The following is an 18,589-nucleotide window of genomic DNA, read 5'->3' as shown; positions in this document are numbered from 1 at the left end:
ATCGCTTTTGATTGATGAGTGGGCGATGAGGGAGTCGAACCCCCGACCCCTTGGGTGTAAACCAAGTGCTCTAAACCAACTGAGCTAATCGCCCTTTTCATAGATCTCTCTAGAAAAGCGATGCAAAAATATATCTCTTTTTTGTCACCTCCAAATATTATTTGAGTTTTTGTAATATATCAGCGACAATGAAAGTGCTTCCTCCGATGAATATCAAATCATTAGGATCTGCTAATTTTTTTGCATTATCTAAAGCTTCATGCGGAGTATCGTAACAATTGCCTTTAAGCTGGTGTTCTATGGCCATTGATTGAAGTTTAGAAGGGATCATACTTCTTGGGATAGCAGCTCGGGTGAAATAATAAATTGCATCTTTGGGTAATAGTGATAAAACCTTTGAATGATCCTTATCATCTACCATTCCAATAATAAAATGCAATTTTTTATAGGCCGTATTTTCTATTTGTTGTACGATTAACTCAATGCCTTCCGCATTGTGCCCCGTGTCGCAAATAACCCTTGGATTATAATCAATGGTTTGCCAGCGCCCATTTAAACCTGTGTTAACTACAACTTGTTCAAGTCCTTTGTAAAGGTCTTCAATTGAGATGTTAAAACCATTTTGTTGAAGAGATTCAATAGTACAAAGAACGGTAATTATATTTTTACGTTGGTAATTACCTAGCAGATCAAGTTTAAGGTTAGGGTATTTTACCTTATTATGCGATGAAATCTGAAATATTTGTTTTTCGTCAATACTATTGGTTGAATAGGGAGCACTCATTTGTTGATCTGCAAATGTAATCGGAGCATTTTTTGATTTTGCCATTTCGATAAAAACAGGAGTGGTTTCTTCCTGTGTCTGCCCTATTATTACAGGAATCCCTTCTTTAATAATCCCCGCTTTTTCAATAGCTACCTTAGGTAATGTATCACCTAAAAAGGCTGTATGATCCAATCCTATATTTGTAATTACCGAAACTTCTGGAGATATAATATTTGTTGAGTCCAATCTTCCACCCATACCAACTTCTATTACAGCAATATCAACCTTTTGTGCCTTGAAATACTCAAAAGCCATGGCAACGGTCATCTCAAAAAATGAAGGTTGCAGTTTGTCAATAATTTCCTGGTGATTTTCAACAAAGTCAATAACTGACTGTTCCGAAATCATCTCACCATTCACTTTAATGCGCTCTCTGAAATCAATCAGATGAGGTGAAGTATATAAACCTGTTTTGTAACCAGCTTGTTGTAAGATAGATGCCAGACAGTGCGAAACAGAACCTTTACCATTTGTTCCTGCAACGTGAATGGTTTTAAAATTAGTATGGGGACGATTAAAATATTTATCTAATTCTAAAGTGGTATAAAGGTCAGCTTTATATGCTGCTTTACCTACTCGCTGATACATCGGAAGTTGGCTGAATAAATAGTCCAATGTCTCTTTATAACTCTTCATCTTTTATCAAAATTAATAATTGCCAAATGTACATCACGTCGAAATTTCCTTATCTTTAATAGCAACACAAACCCTTTATATATGGCTAAAAAAATATTTATTCTCGACACTAATGTTCTTCTTCACGACCACAAATGTATATACAACTTGGAGGAAAATGATATAATCATTCCAATAGTTGTTCTGGAAGAGTTGGATAAGTTTAAGAAAGGTAATGATTTAATTAATTTTCAGGCACGTGAATTTGCCCGCGAGATGGATAAAATTGCAGGTGAGAAGCTTTTTCAAGACGGCGTTTCACTTGGTAAAGGTTTAGGAAAACTGTTTGTGGCCACAGGTAAACCATTACCCGAAGAGATGAAGGATTCGTTTAGTGAACACACTGCTGATCACAGGATTCTAGCCATCGCATTGCATGTTAAGCAAAAATTTCCTCGTCGACAATCGATATTGATTACCAAGGATATAAATCTTCGATTGAAAGCGAAATCTCTTGGGTTAAAGTCTGAAGATTACGAAAATGATAAAGTTAAGGATATCGATATTCTTAATAATGGAGTTGAGATTCATGAAGACTTTGATAAAAAATTGATTGAGGCGTTATATACACATCCGGGTATTCCTGAGAGTCAGTTTCCTGCTGATGAAGATCTACCGCCAAATCAGTATTTTGTATTACGAAATGGTAATCAGAGTGTATTGGCTTTCCATGATAAAGTATCCGGTTTAATTAAACGTGTTGAAAAGCATACTGCTTATGGAATTGAACCTCGTAATGCCGAACAGACTTTTTCGTTGGATGCCCTTCTTAATCCAGATATTAAACTGGTCTCGCTAACCGGAAAAGCCGGGACTGGTAAAACACTTTTGGCTCTGGCAGCAGCCTTGCAACAGTTTCAGATGTATAATCAGATATTGCTGGCACGCCCCATTGTACCATTGGCCAATCGCGATTTAGGATTTCTTCCGGGTGATGTCAATGAAAAGATTGGACCATATATGCAGCCGTTGTTTGATAATTTAGGTGTAATAAAAAGCCGTTTTAAACCAACTAGTAAAGAGGTGAATCGGGTTGATGAAATGGTGAAAAATGAACAGCTGGTTATCACACCATTGGCTTATATCAGAGGCCGTAGTCTTTCGGATGCTTTTTTTATTATTGATGAAGCTCAGAATCTTACTCCTCATGAAGTGAAAACAATTATAACACGTGCTGGAGAAGGAACAAAGCTTGTTTTTACCGGTGATGTACAACAAATTGACTCGCCTTATCTGGATATGCAGTCAAATGGATTGGCTTACATGACAGACAAAATGCGAGGTCAGGAACTGTTTGCTCACATTAACCTGATTAAAGGAGAAAGAAGTTATCTGGCTGAATTAGCTTCGAATTTGTTATAAATTGAAATATATTAGATGAGTAGAACCTGTCCTTAACATTTCTTAAGGGCGGGTTTTTATATTTAAAGCCTCTTAATCGCTTACTTTTTCATAATTTTGCCGACTAAAGTTAGGCAGATGATTGACCAATCGGTTTTTAAAAACAGAAAAGTAGCATTTCACACATTCGGTTGTAAATTAAACTTCAGCGAAACATCAACCGTTGCAGCAACGATGATGGAAGCTGGCTTTTCGAAGGTTTCATTTAGCGATAAAGCCGATGTGTATGTTTTTAATACCTGTTCGGTAACCGAATTGGCTGATAAAAAATGTAAGCAGGTTATACGTAAAGCCATCAAGCAAAATCCAGAGGCATTTATTGTGGTTACGGGGTGTTTCGCTCAACTTAAACCCGATGATGTTGCTCATATTGAAGGAGTGGATCTGGTTTTAGGATCAGATGAGAAATTTGATATTCTTCAATATCTGCAGGATGGCAAAAAGCACAATACAACCGAAGTACATGCCGGTAATATAGGTGAGAACAAAAAGTTTCAACCTTCTTTCTCCTTTGGAGATCGTACCCGTTGTTTCTTAAAAGTGCAGGATGGATGCGATTATTTTTGTTCGTATTGTACCATTCCATTAGCGCGGGGGCGAAGTCGTAGTGATACGGTATCTCATACTGTTGATCAGGCAAGGAAAGCAGCTGAATCAGGGGCAAAGGAAATTATCCTGACTGGCGTAAATATTGGTGATTTTGGAAAAGGGACTGATGAGACTTTTTTCGATTTAGTGAAGGCATTGGATGAAGTGGAAGGCATTGAACGATATCGTATCTCTTCCATTGAACCAAACTTGTTAACGGATGAAATTATAGAGTATGTGGCTCAATCAAAACGTTTCATGCCTCATTTTCATATTCCGCTTCAATCGGGTTGTGATAAAATATTACAATTGATGAAACGTAAGTATAATACGCAGCTTTTTAAAGAGAAAGTTGAGAAAGTAAAATCGGTAATGCCGCATGCTTTTATTGGAGTGGATGTGATAACCGGGGTGAGAGGTGAGTCGGATGAAGACTTTGAAATAACTTATAAGTTTCTGGATGGTTTAGATATCTCTCAATTACATGTTTTTACCTATTCTGAAAGGCCAAATACGCAGGCACTTAAAATTGAAGATGTGGTACCTGTAAGTGTTCGCAAAGAACGCAGTAAAAAGCTTCATGACTTATCTGACCAAAAAACACTTTCGTTTTATAAAAAGCACATTGGATATCAAACTGAAGTTTTATTCGAAAAAGCAGAGCATGAAGGATACATGACAGGTTATACACCGAATTATTTAAAATCAGAAATTAAATACGATTCAACTTTGGTCAATCAAATAGTTAAAGTCAGATTAAAACATCTGGCATTTGATGATATGGCAATGAGTGTTGAGTTGCATAAATTATAATATATGAATTACAAAGCTATGTGTGAATCAGTTTGTGAAATAGCACGATCAACTGGTTTGTTCATCAAGGAAGAAAGACAGAGTGCAAAATTAGATATTGAGACTAAAGGAAGTAACGATTTTGTTACACATATCGATAAAGCATCAGAAAAAAGAATTGTGGAAGGCTTAAAGAAGCTTTTGCCGGAAGCAGGTTTTATAGCCGAAGAAGGAACGGAAGATGTGCGTGGAGATCGTTTCAACTGGATCATTGATCCTATTGACGGGACAACTAATTTTATTCATGGTTTATCTCCTTATGCGATCAGTATTGCTTTGATGGAAGAAGATAAAATAGTAGTTGGGGTTGTTTACGAGGTGGGCCTTGACGAATGTTTTTATTCATGGAAAGGAGGAGAGGCCTACCTGAATGATCAGACAATTGAGGTCTCAAAAGCAGCCACTGTTGCCGATAGTTTAATAGCCACCGGCTTTCCATATTCTAATTTTACTCTGATGGAGGGTTTTATAAAGTCTATGGATTATTTTATGAAAAACTCCCATGGATTACGACGTCTCGGTTCGGCAGCCACCGATTTGGTGTATGTGGCTTGTGGCAGGTTTGATTCATTCTACGAATATGATTTAAAACCGTGGGATGTTGCTGCAGGAGCCTTTATTGTTGAACAGGCTGGAGGAAGAGTCTGTGATTTTACAAAAGGTGATAACTATATTTTCGGAAGAGAGATTGTTGCCAGTAATGTAGCCACTCACGATGAATTAAGTGAGGTGGTGAATAAGTTGATGGTATATTAAATGCAGTCTTTTTTTACTAATATTGCTATAGGAATACTATGGTTAGGTTGTTTATTGCCTTTGCGTGTTCTCTATGTTTTCTCTGATTTTTATTATCTATTAATTCGGTTGATAGGATATCGTCGTTCTGTTATTGATGAAAATCTGAAATTTTCTTTTCCTGAAAAGTCAGCAAAAGAGATAAAGCATATTCGAAACCGGTTTTATCGTCATTTCTGCGATACGTTTATGGAGACAACAAAGCTTCAGACAATATCAGATATTGAAATGAAGCAAAGAGTGAAATTCAATAATATTGAATTGTTGGATAAGGCATATGATGAGGGAAAGGATGTAATCGCGGTTTTGGCACATTATAATAATTGGGAATGGATTCCAAGTGTAAATCTTCATTGCAAAGCCTTAGGTTGTGATGTTTACAGACCGTTAAAAAATAAACCCTTTAATGCTTACATGTTAAAGTTAAGAGAACGGTGGGGGAATCGTAATTTTACAATGAAAGCTACATTAAAAGAGGTTATTAAGTTAAAGCAGAAAAATGAACGTTTTGTTCTTGGTTTAATTGCCGATCAAAGTCCGGGTGAACCTGAAATTCAATATTGGACCAGGTTTCTGAATCAGAATACAGCCGTATTGACCGGACCTGAGAAGATAGCAAAAATAACAAAGTCACCGGTTGTGTTCTTTGATATGAGGAAAGTAAAAAGGGGTTATTATGAGGTTGATATTATTCCTTTAGTTGAAAATCCAGAAGAGACTCAACCTTATGAAATTACCGAAAAGTACATTAGGTATTTAGAAAAAGTTATCATTGATAAGCCTGAATATTGGTTATGGTCACATCGCCGTTGGAAGTATTCAGAAGAAAGAATATTTACGAATTAACTGTTAGCTAACGAATGTCAAAAACTGCTGTCGTAATTTTAAACTGGAACGGAAAATCCTTGTTGGAGAAATTTCTGCCAGTAGTTATTAAAAATTCTGATCGTCAGGATGTTGAAATTATTGTGGCAGATAATGCTTCTTCTGATGATAGTCTTAGCTATCTTAAAAATAATCATCCAAGTGTTCGTGTTGTTTCTTTAGACCGTAATTATGGATTTGCAGGTGGATACAATAAGGCATTGGAGCAAATTGATACTGATTATTATATTCTTTTGAACAGTGATGTTTCTCCAGAACCCCAATGGCTTGATCCATTAATTGATGCAATGGATAAGGATAGTGAATTAGCTGCCTGTATGCCAAAAATACGAGCCTTTAATGATCCTGATAAGTTTGAATATGCAGGTGCTTCGGGAGGCTACATTGATAAATTTGGCTATCCTTTTTGTCGCGGTCGGATTTTGAATGAAATTGAGGAAGACAAGGGGCAGTATAACGATTCAATATCAGTTTTTTGGGCAACAGGTGCTGCACTAATGATAAGAGCCGATTTATATCGTTTTGCCGGTGGTTTAGATGAGTCATTTTTTGCACATATGGAAGAGATTGATTTGTGTTGGCGGTTAAAAAATATGGGGTACGATATTAAAGTTTTTCCAGGATCAGAAGTCTTACATGTTGGCGGAGCAACTCTGGATCAGCAGCATCCACGTAAAACCTACCTAAACTTCAGAAATAATCTGGTAATGATGTTTAAGAATCTTAGTTCGAAAAGCTTATTACCCATACTTTTTATTAGAATGATTTTAGATGGAGTGGCGGCTGTTCATTTTGGTGTAAAAGGCGAATGGAAATTTTTTATGGCCGTTTTTAATGCTCACATGGATTTTTACAGCAGAATACCATCAGCCTTAAAAAAACGTCGGGAGCAGAAGTCTCTCAGAGTGAAGTTGAAACATATAGAAACCTATCCTCAAAGTATTATTTGGGCATTTTACTTTAAGAAGATAACTCGTTTTAGTCAGCTAAAGCATTTTAGATTATAAAAAAGGTAGAATTTCTTCCAATTTATTACTTCTCGAACCTTTGATTAAAATGTATGATTGATCTGGTTGATTCTGCTTTAGATAATCAATGCATTGTTTATTTGTTGAGAAATGGTTATAGCTGAAATTTAAGTTCTTAAATTCATCCCCAATGAGAATTATAGAGTCGAAATTGCAATTATTCAGAATGTTAATCAGCTTCTTGTGCTCTTCAACAGAATCTGAACCTAACTCCTTCATACCACCCAGAATAACAAGTTTATTCTTTTCTTTTATCCGCTCAAAATTATCCAATGCAACAGCCATACTTGAAGGATTGGCATTGTATGCATCCATGATAATTCTGTTTTTATCAGTCTTTATAAACTGGGAGCGATTGTTTGTTGGTTTGTATTTATTTAAGGCTTCATTGATTGAAGTTGGATCAACATCAAAATATCTTCCAATGACAATAGCAGCGTTAATATTTTCCAGATTATATGATCCTATCAGGTTAGTTTGGGTTTGAAATTCCTTATTGAGCTTTTTGTCGGACCATTCAATGTTCACAAAAGGTGTTAACTCTGTAATGCGGGCCTCAAATTCAGTGTTATCACCATATTCAATTCTTTTAGAGTTTAAGAACGCCATCTCCTGAAGATGGGGATTGTTCTTATTGATAAATATTGGTTTGTTGTTCTGAAAAGCATAATGATACATTTCTCCTTTAGCCTTTTTTACCCCTTCAAATGATCCGAAACCTTCCAGATGAGCTTTTCCTACATTAGTGATTAAACAATAATCCGGCTCTGCTATGCTGCAAAGCAATTCTATTTCTCCAATATGGTTGGCACCCATTTCAACAATTCCTATTTCTAAATCATCTTTAAAAGATAATAAGGTCAAAGGAACGCCAATGTGGTTGTTAAAATTGCCTGCAGTTGCTTTACACTGGTATTTTTCAGAAAGAACTGCATTTATAAGTTCTTTAGATGTTGTTTTTCCGTTGGTTCCTGTAATTGAGATAATAGGAAATTTTAGTTTTCTTCTGTGATGTTGTGCTAGTTTTTGAAGTGTTTCAAGTGTATTATCAACTATAAATACGTTTTGTAAATGTCTTAGTTTTTCATCGCTGGCAATAGCATATCGGGCACCATTCGATAAAACTTCTTCAACATATTTATTGCCGTCAAAATTTTCGCCTTTTAAGGCTACAAACATAGCTCCATTGGAACAGTTTCGACTGTCTGTTGAAAGCTCTGAAGATTCACAAAATGCCTTATAGATATCTGCTAATTCTGCCATTATCTCAAAAGTTAATTTAACGATAGCGAAAATAAAAAAAAAGAGGCTGACTTGAATAGTCAACCTCCTATATCTATGGAATTATCTGGTTCTTTATTATTGTTTTCCTTTTACCGGACTACCTACACGAGTCATAGCACAACGGAAACCTAAGTCATCACGACTTTCACGTTCGTCCAGATAACGACGGGCACCAGGGCTTAACCAGTAGGCACGGTCTCTCCAACCTCCACCTTTGTAAACTCTTGAACGGTCGCTTACCAAGCTACCTAGGCTACTGTTTGGTGCTCCTGAGTACATATTACCTGTACCTGATTGTGAATCAACCCAAGATGAACCTTCAGTGATGTTTGTTACAGCATCTCCATCATCGTAATTGCGGTTATCAGCAGTACGATAATTTTTACGGTTCATTATGTCTTTATCCGTTTCGTTTCTGTAGCGGATATGTCCCAGACTGTCTTTTTCAACAATGAAACCTTCTTCGTCTAATACTTTTTGTTGGAAAATATTACCACGATATGGGCTGAATTCATCCATGTCTTCGAATGATAATGGACGATAAACGTCAGCTACCCATTCGTTAACATTACCTGCCATACAGTACAATCCGTAATCGTTAGGATAATATGAATGAACATCAACGGTAATGTCACCAGCGTCATTTAAGTCACCAGCCATACCCATCATATCACCAGTTCCTCTAACGAAGTTAGCCATCATCTTACCGCGTTCTTTCTTGTCAGCATTACGTAAAATGTGACCATCCCAAGGATAAATACGACGGTTTGTCATTCTTTCGTCATATGAGTTACCGATTAAACCTAGGGCAGCATATTCCCACTCAGCTTCGGTTGGGAGGCGATATTTTGGTAAAAGTAAACCATCATCCCATCTTACACGACGGCTTTCGTTATTTGGATTAAGGTCTTCCATTGGTCTCTTACCCTGGATACCTTCATATTGTCCATACAAGTATGCTTCTGTATCAAATACGTTTTCGTTTTGTTGGTTAACATCAAATTCAAGAATTCCTTCGTTAACCAAAATCATTTCGTTGACACGGTCAGTACGCCATTTACAATAATCCTGTGCCTGAGTGTGGTTTACGCCAACTACTGGATATTCAGAATAGGCTGGGTGGCGAAGGTAGTTTTCAACCATTGGCTCATTGTAAGCCATTGGACGACGCCATACCAATGTATCAGGCAATGCCTTTCTGTAAACTTCAGGGTAATCAACATATACTCGGTTGACCCAGAATAGATATTCACGGTAATCAACGTTTTTTACTTCAGTTTCATCCATGTAAAATGAAGGAACGGTTACTCTACGTGGAGAATTATTCCATTCGTAAAGAACATCCTGTTCTACACGACCCATGATGAAGGTACCACCTTCAATAAATACAAGACCTGGTCCTGTTTCTTGCTCATAACCAGATTTGTATTCAAATCCACCGTTATCAGGAGTATTGTATTCCCATCCTGTAGCAGATGAAACACTTTGGTTGCCTTTACCACCTTTGCATGATGAGAAACCTATCATACTTAAAGCAAAAACAGCCAGAATAATTCCGTTTTTAATCCTCATAGCTTTATAGTATTGTATTCTATTATTCACGTTTTTATGAATCAAATAAACTAAAAGTAAAGTTCAATTGACGTTGTTATACTGCAAAAATAAAAAAAGGTTATACCAAACGAAGGTTTAGTGTTATTTTTTTGTTCACAATATAACTAAGAGCAATTTTTCTTTACTCTAAACGTTAAATATAGGAAAATCTTATGCTGAAAGATTTATTTTTGTGTCTTTTATTAAAAAGATGATGAAAATAGCAGGTTTGTATTGTGTTCGGAGGATGCAAGGATAAACTTTTAATGCTTTAGTAACGTTTGTATTACGTAGTTGACAAGAGAATGAATAAAAAAATCATATTAAGCTTTATTAGTTTGTTTGTCCTGGTTGGATTAAATGCTCAATCATTTAAAGAATCTATTGATATCAAATGGAATATCTGTAATGAATATCAACCATATTTGAGCTTTGATAATCAATCGGGACAATCAGAGGAAGGATTACCACTACTATTGTTACAATACCCAATTCAATCAAATATTTCGATAGATAATATTGATATTAAATATAAGTCAATAGAATCATCTTCATTAAATGCATTTGAAGTTAGTGTTTTGGATAAAATCAACCCACAATCTTTAACAACCATACAAAAGCATATTGTTACAATCAGAAAGCAAAATTATCTTGAATTAACAATAATACCTATTGTCTATAACGAACAATTGATGACTTTTAATAAGGTTTCAAGGTTTCAAGTAGAAGTAATGCTTCCTGAAGGAGATTCTTTAAATGAAAACTTGAAATCAGAACTTAATGCTAAAACAGCCTCTAATTCGGTATTAGGTTCAGGTAAATGGGTTAAAGTTTCGATTAGCGAATCGGGCGTTTATAAAATTCCGTATTCTGTTTTAACTTCATGGGGCTTTGGTAATGGACAAAATGTTAAGGTTTTTGGTAATGGTGGAAATATGTTACCAAAACTTAACGGCACAGCTCGATTGGATGACTTGCAGGAGAATGCGATAATGCATTACAATAATGCGATTTATTTTTATGCTCAAGGACCTGTAAAATGGACATATAATTCTCAGCGTGATATGTTTCTTCATCAAATTCATGATTATTCGGATGAAGCATATTATTTCTTAACGGAAGATGTTGGAGAAGGTAAAATGGTACAAACTTCTTCTGAATCATACGAAACCTATACAACTGAAACCAGCGAGTATGATAGTTATACTTTTTTTGAGTTGGAATTAATTAATATGGTAAAATCAGGAAGAACCTGGTATGGCGAAAGAATTTTAGCCGGTGATCAACAGCAGTACGATTTTACTTTTCCTAATCTTAATTTAGATAAGCCAATTAAACTAATGACAAGTTTTGTTGGACATTCCAATTTAAGTTCGAGTGTTCAAACGTTCGTGAATGGATCAGAATCTGCTCTGCAAACTATTTCAATTCCTTCGGTTGTTTACGGTACTTCTACTGGAAGTGTGGCTCAGGAAGCAATAGGGCAGTCTTCATTTTATAGCGATAGCAAAGATGTATCATTGCTATTACAGTATAATACGACGGCAAGTGGAGCTTATGGTTACCTTAATTATTATAGTTTAAATGCGAATGAAACTTTGGTTCTTGAAGATCAACTGGAGTTTAGAAATAAAGATGTGGTTGGAAACGGTAATATTACCAGATTCTATATTGCTAATACTAATAGTTCATCCATATTGTGGGATGTTAGTAATCATCTCTCACCAGTTCAATTAGAATTAAAAGATTATGGTTCCAAACGCGGATTTACAACATCAACTGGATATATTAAAGAGTTTGTTGTTTTTGATCCTACTGCTGATTTTTCGCAACCTACTTACGTAGAAGAAATAGAAAATCAGGATTTGCATGGAGAAACGGTACCTGAAATGTTAATTGTTTCTCATCCTTTGTTTTTAGAACAGGCTAAAAGATTAGCTCAACTTCATAATCAAAAAACAGGTTTAGAGTGTTTAATTGTTGAACCTGAACAGGTTTATAATGAATTTTCTTCCGGGCAGCCAGATGTAAGTGCCATTAGGGATTTTGCGCGGTATTTATATAACAAGGATAATAATAAATTTAAATATTTATTACTATTTGGTAATGGTTCGTATGATAATAGAAGTACAGACTCAGATAATACCAATTTTATATTGACCTATCAGTCGGAAAACTCAATCAATTATTCCAATTCATATACATCAGATGATTTTTTTGGATTACTTGATTTAACAGAAGGAGAATATATTCAGAATAACAAGCTGGATATCGGAATCGGTCGTTTTCCTGTTAATACAGTGCAACAAGCTAAAATAGTAGTTGATAAAATAGAGAAATATATGTTTGATCCGTTGTTTACCAATTGGAAATCAACATTGACTTTTGTTGGAGATGATGGTGATAATAATCTGCATATGAGACAGGCTGAATTATTAACGCAAAAAGTTAAACTTGCCCATCCGGGATTCGACATGACAAAAATCTATTTTGATGCATATGATAAGGTGACTACATCATCAGGTGATCGTTATCCTGGGGTGAATGAAGCTGTAGCTGAAGCGTTAAATCAAGGCACTTTGATATTTAATTATACAGGACATGGTGGAGAAAGGTACTTGGCTCATGAGAATATCCTGGATAAATCAGCTATACAAAGTTTGTCTAATTTTAGTGTGTTACCTTTATTTGTTACAGCTACCTGTGAATTTAGCAGATATGATGATTGGACAATGACGGATGGGACTGCAGGGGAAGCTGTTTTGACGACTCCTAATGGTGGAGGTATTGCCCTTTTGACAACAACAAGGGTTGCCTGGTCGAGTTCCAATTTTGATATTAACACAAATCTTTACAATTACATTTTTGAAAAAGATGCTAATGGAGAGAAGTTACGTTTAGGGGATATAATAAAGTCAACAAAAAATGCCTCAGGTAATACGATCAACAAATTAAACTTCACTTTACTAGGTGATCCTGCACTGCAATTGAATTATCCTACAAACAATATCTCAATCAACAAAATTAACGATGAAATGGATCCTGCCAAGCAGGATACTCTGAAGGCTCTGGATCTGATTTCAATAGAAGGTGTTATTGGTGAAGGAAATGAAAATATGTTTGAGGATGGAACAGTAACAGTAAAGGTATTTGATAAACCTGTTACAATAACCACATTGGGAAATGGAGGAACAGTGCCTTTTGAATTTGAGGTTTATCAAAACAGAATTTTCAAAGGTGACGTAGATGTGAAGAATGACACATTTAATGTATCATTTATGGTACCGAAGGATATCAGATACCATGTTGGAAACGGGAGAGTTAGTTTTTATGGTTCTGATTTTAATCAGGTTGAGGCATTCGGAGCCAATAACGAAATAATGGTTGGTGGAGTAACGGATAATCAGGTTAATGATGAGGAAGGGCCGGAAATAACAATTTGGTTGAATACCGAAGGTTTTAAAAGTGGTGATATTACCGGAACCCGCCCCATATTGTACGCAACCTTCTATGATCAGAGCGGAATTAATACCAGTGGAGTAGGGATCGGGCATGATATAACTCTGACAATTGATGATGAAAGAGCAAGTTCTTCAGTATTAAACGAGTATTATAATTCAAATAATAATGATTATCAAAGAGGAACTTTATCTTATCAGTTGAGTGAAATGGAAACAGGAAGGCATAAGCTGGAACTCAAAGCATGGGATAATTTGAATAATTCTACTTCAATTGAAATAGAGTTTGTTGTTGAGTTGAGCGGAGAATTAAAAGTAAATAATACAATGCTGTATCCAAATCCGGTTATGTCAGGCGAAACAATCAAAATTTCGTTTGATCATGATGCTCCAAATTCGATGTTGGATGCCACATTGCGATTGTTTGATTTAAGTGGTCGTTTAATTGATTTAACAGAACAACAGGTTTCATCTGTTGGAGGAGCTGTATCGCCATTCGATTATCAGCTTCCGTCATTTGTACCTAAAGGCCTTTATATTTTGCGATGTGAGTTTGTCGGAGACGAAGGCCAAACAGGCGTATTTTCCAAAAAAATATTAGTAGTTGAATAATAATTATCAAATTTTACAGTTTCATCTATATCACTTTGGGGAAAACTGATGTAAATTTGAACTTTCAAAATAGTTAATAGAATTAGTATGAAGAAAAATTTATTAAAGATCGGTTCAGTAATTTTCATCCTGTCTTTAAACTTTATATTCATTAAGGCGCAAACCTCTATACAAACGGCTGTTCCTTTTTTAAATATCAATCCTGAATCTCGATCAGGAGGTATGGGAGATGCCGGTGTAGCTTCTTCGCCTGACATGAACTCGCAGTATCTTAACCCGGCAAAATATGCTTTTATTGAAAGTAGTATGGGTGTATCTATTTCATTCACACCGTGGTTGAGGGCTTTGGTAAACGATATTAATATGTCATATCTGACATATCATTATCGCATTGATAAGATGCAAACAGTAAGTGCATCGTTGCGTTATTTCTCTCTTGGACAAATTACTTTTACCGGAGCAGATGGAGTTGCAACCTATACTGGTAATCCTAACGAGTTTGCATTAGATGCTGCTTATTCAAGAGTTTTATCAGAAAAATTTTCTGGTGCTGTGGCCTTTCGTTATATACGATCTGATTTAACCAGTGGTACTGCTGAAGATTTACAGGCTGGTAATGCTTTTGGAGCTGATGTGGCTTTTTATTTTCGTACACCGTTGAAGGTGAATCGTAATGATGCCGCTTTTACAGCCGGTATGAATATCTCTAATATGGGATCTAAAATTAGTTATGATGGTGTTAATAAAGAGTTTATCCCGGCCAACTTACGAATAGGTGTTGGTTATGAAATGGAAATGGATAAGTACAACTCTATCTCATTCGCTTTTGATGTGAATAAATTATTAGTGCCTTCAGCGCAGTTAAATCAGGATGATACTGAAGATGTAGAAAATTTATCAGTACCTGCAGCTATATTTAAATCTTTTGGTGATCATCCGGATGGAATGTCTGGTGAAGTGCAGGAGTTGACATTTTCATTGGGTGCTGAATATTGGTATGATAAACAATTTGCTTTGCGTGCCGGTTATTTCCATGAGCACGAAAGTCAGGGAAACAGAAAGTATGCTTCTGCTGGTGCAGCTTTAAGATTTAATATGTTTCAACTTGATGCGTCTTATATCATTCCTATGGTTGCAAATAATCCACTTGCAAATACCATGCGTTTCTCTCTTTCATTCGATTTGAGTGAAATGGCTGGTGGAAAGAGAAAACGTTAAGACTGGATTATGAAGATACGGGTAGGCTTTGGATACGATGTACATAAGCTTGGAGAAGACGAGGAACTATGGATAGGCGGTATTAAAATCGATCATATTAAAGGAAGTATAGGTCATTCAGATGGTGATGTTTTAATACATGCCATCTGTGATGCTTTATTAGGTGCTGCTAATATGAGAGATATTGGTTATCATTTTCCTGATAATGATCCTTCTTTAAAAGGAATAGACAGTAAGATTCTAATGAAAAAGACTGTTGAATTGATTGAAGAAAAAGGTTTTTCAATTGGTAATATTGATTCAACCATTGCATTGCAAACACCTAAGTTAAAAGATCATATTCCAACGATGCAAAAGGTTTTGGCCGAAACCATGTCGATTGATATAGAAGATATTGCAATAAAAGCAACAACAACTGAAAAACTTGGTTTTGTAGGAACAGAAGATGGAATAGCGGCTTATGCTACGGTTTTGATTTCAAAACAATAAGTTATGAATGAAGTAGAAAAATTAGTTCAGGATAAAGATGCGATTGTACTTTATTTTTCGCACGATGCATGTAATGTATGTAAGGTGCTTAAACCAAAAGTGAAGGAATTAATAGCTGAAAAGTATCCTAAGTGCGAATTTTCTTATGTAAACACAGTGGAGCAGCCTGAATTGGCAGCCAACTTTCAGGTGTTTGCAGTTCCTACTGTTTTGGTTTATTTTCAGGGTAAAGAGTACTATCGTTTTAGCAGAAATATTGGCTTAGGACAAATTGATGAAGCCATTGCCCGCCCTTATCAGCTGTTATTTTAGAATAACCTACCTAAGACAGGCAATAATTCAAACAGGGAGTCGTTTTCTCCTTTATAATAATTGTTTATTTTTGAGTTTTTATTAAACATTGGAGTTAATGCCCTTTTTGTCGAATACTTACCGAAATATTTCTTTCATTTTGATTCTTTTTCTTTTATTTTCCTGCTCGGGAGGTAAGAAAATGGGAAATGCCAATAAAGCATATTTAATTGGTGAATATGACAGGGCTGTTAAACAATTCAAAAAAGCTTACCGAAAAGAAAAAAACAGGTATACAAAGGGCGAAATTTCGTTTTATCTGGGCGAATGTTATAGAAATACCAATAAATACAGTAAAGCAGCCAGTAGCTACAGTAAAAGTGTAAGATATAAATACGAAAACATAGAAGCTGAATTGTATTTGGCTCAATGTTACCTGGCATCAGGTAAAGTTGATGAGGCAGAAAAAGCCTATAAAAGTTATCTGGATAAAAAGGCTCTTGACAAAAGAGCTCAGAATGGTCAGGCTTCGATTCGGTTGATTCAATCTGATTCGATTAAAACCAGGTATCAGGTTGAGAAAGTTAAAGGCTTAAGCAATACTCGTTTTAGTGATTTCTCACCTTGTTATGCCAGTACCGAGTATGATCAGGTGTATTTTTCATCAATGCGTACTGAGAAGAAGTCGAGAAAGAGAAACCGCATAACTGGTCAGGGAGCCTCTAATATTTATATGGCACGTATCGATGCAAAAGGTAAATGGACTGATCCCGAACCTCTTGACGAAACTATCAATACCGAATTTGATGAAGGTGCAGGAACCATGTCCTCAGATGGAAAGACCATGTATTTTACACGCTGCCCATATAACAATGAAGAGCCTTTGACTGCTCAGATGTTTGAAGTGAGTCGTTCGGGAGGTAAGTGGGGAGAGCCAACACAAATAACCATTGGAGGTGATAGTATATTAGTGGCTCATCCGGCTGTATCACCTGATGGTTCAACCATTTATTTTGTTAGTGATATGCCGGGTGGAGAAGGTGGTAAAGACCTCTGGAAAGCTCAAAAAGGTGGTGAAAGCGGATGGGAAGAACCTGTTAATCTGGGTAATGTTATAAATACGCCAGGTGATGAATTATATCCTTATGTAAGAAATGATGGCACCCTTTATTTTGCTTCCAACGGTCATGTTGGATATGGAGGACTGGATATTTATCGTGCTGTCTTTGATGAAGAAGAAGGCTATTACAAGGTAACAAATCTTGGTCGCCCGATTAACAGTGAGAGCGATGATTTTAGTATTATCTTCAAAGGGATGGAAGAAGAAGGATTATTCAGTTCATCAAGAGGAAGCTCAAAAGGTGTGGATAACATCTATTCGTTTATTCTTCCAAAGCTGGAATTTAGTATGAGAGGTAAGGTGTTTGATCAGAAGGAGGAAACACCTATTGGCAATGCTTATGTGCGATTAATAGGAACAGATGGCACCAATATAAAGCTAAATGTAAAGGAAGACGGATCGTTTGGTCTTCAGTTAAAAAAGCAAACTGATTATGTTTTTATGGTGGCTTCAAAAGGATTCTTTAATTATAAGTATAAGTTTACAACAGTAGGTTTAAGCGATAATAAGGAATTTGAATTTGAAGTGCCAATGATGCCAATGGAAGATGCCATTGTTTTTCAAAATATCTACTTCCAGAATGGTAAATATGAATTGAACAATGATTCAAAACAGGAACTTGACAGGTTGGTTGCTATTTTGGATATGAATCAGAATATTGTTCTGGATATTGCAGCTCATGCTTCGGGTGAGGGTGACGAAACAGAATCGATTGTTTTAAGTCAGAAAAGAGCTGAAGCTGTCATGAACTACTTGCTGTCTAAAGGTGTTAAAACACAACGTTTGTCGGCTAAAGGATTAGGCGATAGTCAACCAGTTAAAGTAGATGCAAAACTAGCTGAAAAATATGATTTTTTAACTGAAGGAACTGAGTTGACCGAGGTTAATATTAACCGAATAAAAGGTAGCAGCAATAAACGGGTTGCTCACGAAATCAATCGCAGAATTGAGTTTAAGGTTAAAAAAGACGACGATTCAGAATAATTGTTTAACCCATTGAACAAGAGGATCAGCCAGGTAAGTCAGTGAAAAGGTCCATAAAAGTATTCCGGTGATCATATAAAACAAAAACTTTCGTCGGTCATTTACTAATGCCAAACCAATTAATAAAGCCAGTATCGGGCCGATTAAGCCACTTACCATCAATCCAAGGGCGGCAACGCCATATTTATCCATCCATCGGGTAAACTTCTTCTTGTTATTCTCCAGCTTGTTTTTACCAAATCGGTTCATCATCCAGTTTCTGAATTTATCACCGGCAAAGAATAGTATGATGGTAAAAGAAATGGATCCTAATGAGGTTGAAATGGCTGTTAATATTGGGCTTAATCCAACAGCAATACCCATAGCAACTCCTTTGTAAAAACCCGCTGCACCTGAAATATAAACTGCGAAAATTTTAGCTAATTCTTCCATCCTGATTTTGTTGCTGCAATGATAAGAATATTCATTAATTCATAAAAACTAAGCTTTT

At 36.0% G+C, this 18,589-nt stretch carries 14 protein-coding genes and 1 tRNA gene; 10 read left to right on the top strand and 5 right to left on the bottom strand.

The features are described 5' to 3' along the window. Nucleotides 1-19: 19 nt before the first annotated feature. Together ACRD62_RS05910 and ACRD62_RS05905 are read right to left on the bottom strand one after the other, a co-directional pair. Nucleotides 20-94 (bottom strand) — tRNA-Val (locus tag ACRD62_RS05910). 63 nt (nucleotides 95-157) lie between these two features. Next, nucleotides 158-1,462: a bifunctional folylpolyglutamate synthase/dihydrofolate synthase gene (locus ACRD62_RS05905; RefSeq protein ID WP_430819206.1), complete on the bottom strand. Its 1,305-nt coding sequence runs from the start codon at nucleotides 1,460-1,462 to the stop codon at nucleotides 158-160. Between the two features lie 81 nt (nucleotides 1,463-1,543). Between ACRD62_RS05905 and ACRD62_RS05900 the strand changes: the two genes are divergently transcribed. From ACRD62_RS05900 to ACRD62_RS05880, 5 genes are all read left to right on the top strand, one after another. Continuing rightward, the gene (locus tag ACRD62_RS05900) at nucleotides 1,544-2,863 is read left to right on the top strand and encodes a PhoH family protein (RefSeq protein WP_430819205.1); all 1,320 of its coding nucleotides are present in this window, start codon (nucleotides 1,544-1,546) and stop codon (nucleotides 2,861-2,863) included. A gap of 117 nt (nucleotides 2,864-2,980) precedes the next feature. Then, the gene (gene mtaB, locus ACRD62_RS05895; protein ID WP_430819204.1) at nucleotides 2,981-4,303 is read left to right on the top strand and encodes a tRNA (N(6)-L-threonylcarbamoyladenosine(37)-C(2))-methylthiotransferase MtaB; all 1,323 of its coding nucleotides are present in this window, start codon (nucleotides 2,981-2,983) and stop codon (nucleotides 4,301-4,303) included. A 3-nt stretch (nucleotides 4,304-4,306) separates the two neighbouring features. Beyond that, nucleotides 4,307-5,098: an inositol monophosphatase family protein gene (locus tag ACRD62_RS05890; protein WP_430819203.1), complete on the top strand. Its 792-nt coding sequence runs from the start codon at nucleotides 4,307-4,309 to the stop codon at nucleotides 5,096-5,098. Then, complete coding sequence (locus ACRD62_RS05885) at nucleotides 5,099-5,983, top strand: lysophospholipid acyltransferase family protein (RefSeq protein ID WP_430819202.1); 885 nt, start codon at nucleotides 5,099-5,101, stop codon at nucleotides 5,981-5,983. 14 nt (nucleotides 5,984-5,997) lie between these two features. Next, nucleotides 5,998-7,029 (top strand): glycosyltransferase family 2 protein, encoded by a 1,032-nt coding sequence (locus ACRD62_RS05880; protein WP_430819201.1) that lies wholly within the window; start codon nucleotides 5,998-6,000, stop codon nucleotides 7,027-7,029. Here the strand turns inward: ACRD62_RS05880 and ACRD62_RS05875 are convergent. Both ACRD62_RS05875 and ACRD62_RS05870 read right to left on the bottom strand, forming a co-directional pair. Beyond that, entirely contained in the window at nucleotides 7,024-8,313 is a 1,290-nt protein-coding gene (locus ACRD62_RS05875; RefSeq protein ID WP_430819200.1) for a UDP-N-acetylmuramoyl-tripeptide--D-alanyl-D-alanine ligase, read from the bottom strand. The genes ACRD62_RS05880 and ACRD62_RS05875 overlap by 6 nt on opposite strands. A 96-nt stretch (nucleotides 8,314-8,409) precedes the next feature. Further along, complete coding sequence (locus ACRD62_RS05870) at nucleotides 8,410-9,906, bottom strand: SUMF1/EgtB/PvdO family nonheme iron enzyme (protein ID WP_430819199.1); 1,497 nt, start codon at nucleotides 9,904-9,906, stop codon at nucleotides 8,410-8,412. Between the two features lie 326 nt (nucleotides 9,907-10,232). Here ACRD62_RS05870 and porU point away from each other — a divergent pair, with 326 nt between their 5' ends. From porU to porE, 5 genes are all read left to right on the top strand, one after another. After that, entirely contained in the window at nucleotides 10,233-13,997 is a 3,765-nt protein-coding gene (gene porU, locus ACRD62_RS05865) for a type IX secretion system sortase PorU (protein WP_430819198.1), read from the top strand. 87 nt (nucleotides 13,998-14,084) lie between these two features. Beyond that, the gene (porV, locus tag ACRD62_RS05860) at nucleotides 14,085-15,215 is read left to right on the top strand and encodes a type IX secretion system outer membrane channel protein PorV (RefSeq protein WP_430819197.1); all 1,131 of its coding nucleotides are present in this window, start codon (nucleotides 14,085-14,087) and stop codon (nucleotides 15,213-15,215) included. 9 nt (nucleotides 15,216-15,224) lie between these two features. Then, nucleotides 15,225-15,704, top strand: coding sequence for a 2-C-methyl-D-erythritol 2,4-cyclodiphosphate synthase (gene ispF / locus ACRD62_RS05855; RefSeq protein WP_430819196.1), 480 nt, complete (start codon nucleotides 15,225-15,227; stop codon nucleotides 15,702-15,704). A gap of 3 nt (nucleotides 15,705-15,707) precedes the next feature. Further along, nucleotides 15,708-16,016 carry a thioredoxin family protein gene (locus ACRD62_RS05850; protein ID WP_430819195.1) on the top strand — a complete coding sequence of 103 codons (309 nt, stop codon included), beginning with the start codon at nucleotides 15,708-15,710 and terminating at the stop codon, nucleotides 16,014-16,016. A 97-nt stretch (nucleotides 16,017-16,113) separates the two neighbouring features. Continuing rightward, nucleotides 16,114-18,099: a PorE family type IX secretion system protein gene (porE, locus tag ACRD62_RS05845; protein WP_430819194.1), complete on the top strand. Its 1,986-nt coding sequence runs from the start codon at nucleotides 16,114-16,116 to the stop codon at nucleotides 18,097-18,099. On the opposite strand, the gene ACRD62_RS05840 is transcribed toward porE, so the two are convergent. Continuing rightward, nucleotides 18,091-18,531 carry a VTT domain-containing protein gene (locus ACRD62_RS05840; protein ID WP_430819193.1) on the bottom strand — a complete coding sequence of 147 codons (441 nt, stop codon included), beginning with the start codon at nucleotides 18,529-18,531 and terminating at the stop codon, nucleotides 18,091-18,093. The two genes, porE and ACRD62_RS05840, sit on opposite strands and share 9 nt — an antisense overlap. Nucleotides 18,532-18,589: the final 58 nt, after the last annotated feature.

Origin of the sequence: Carboxylicivirga caseinilyticus, assembly GCF_050589785.1 — a bacterium.
GTDB lineage: Bacteria > Bacteroidota > Bacteroidia > Bacteroidales > Marinilabiliaceae > Carboxylicivirga > Carboxylicivirga caseinilyticus.
Note: the sequence above shows the minus strand (reverse complement) of the source record. Positions and strands in the feature narration are given on the sequence as shown.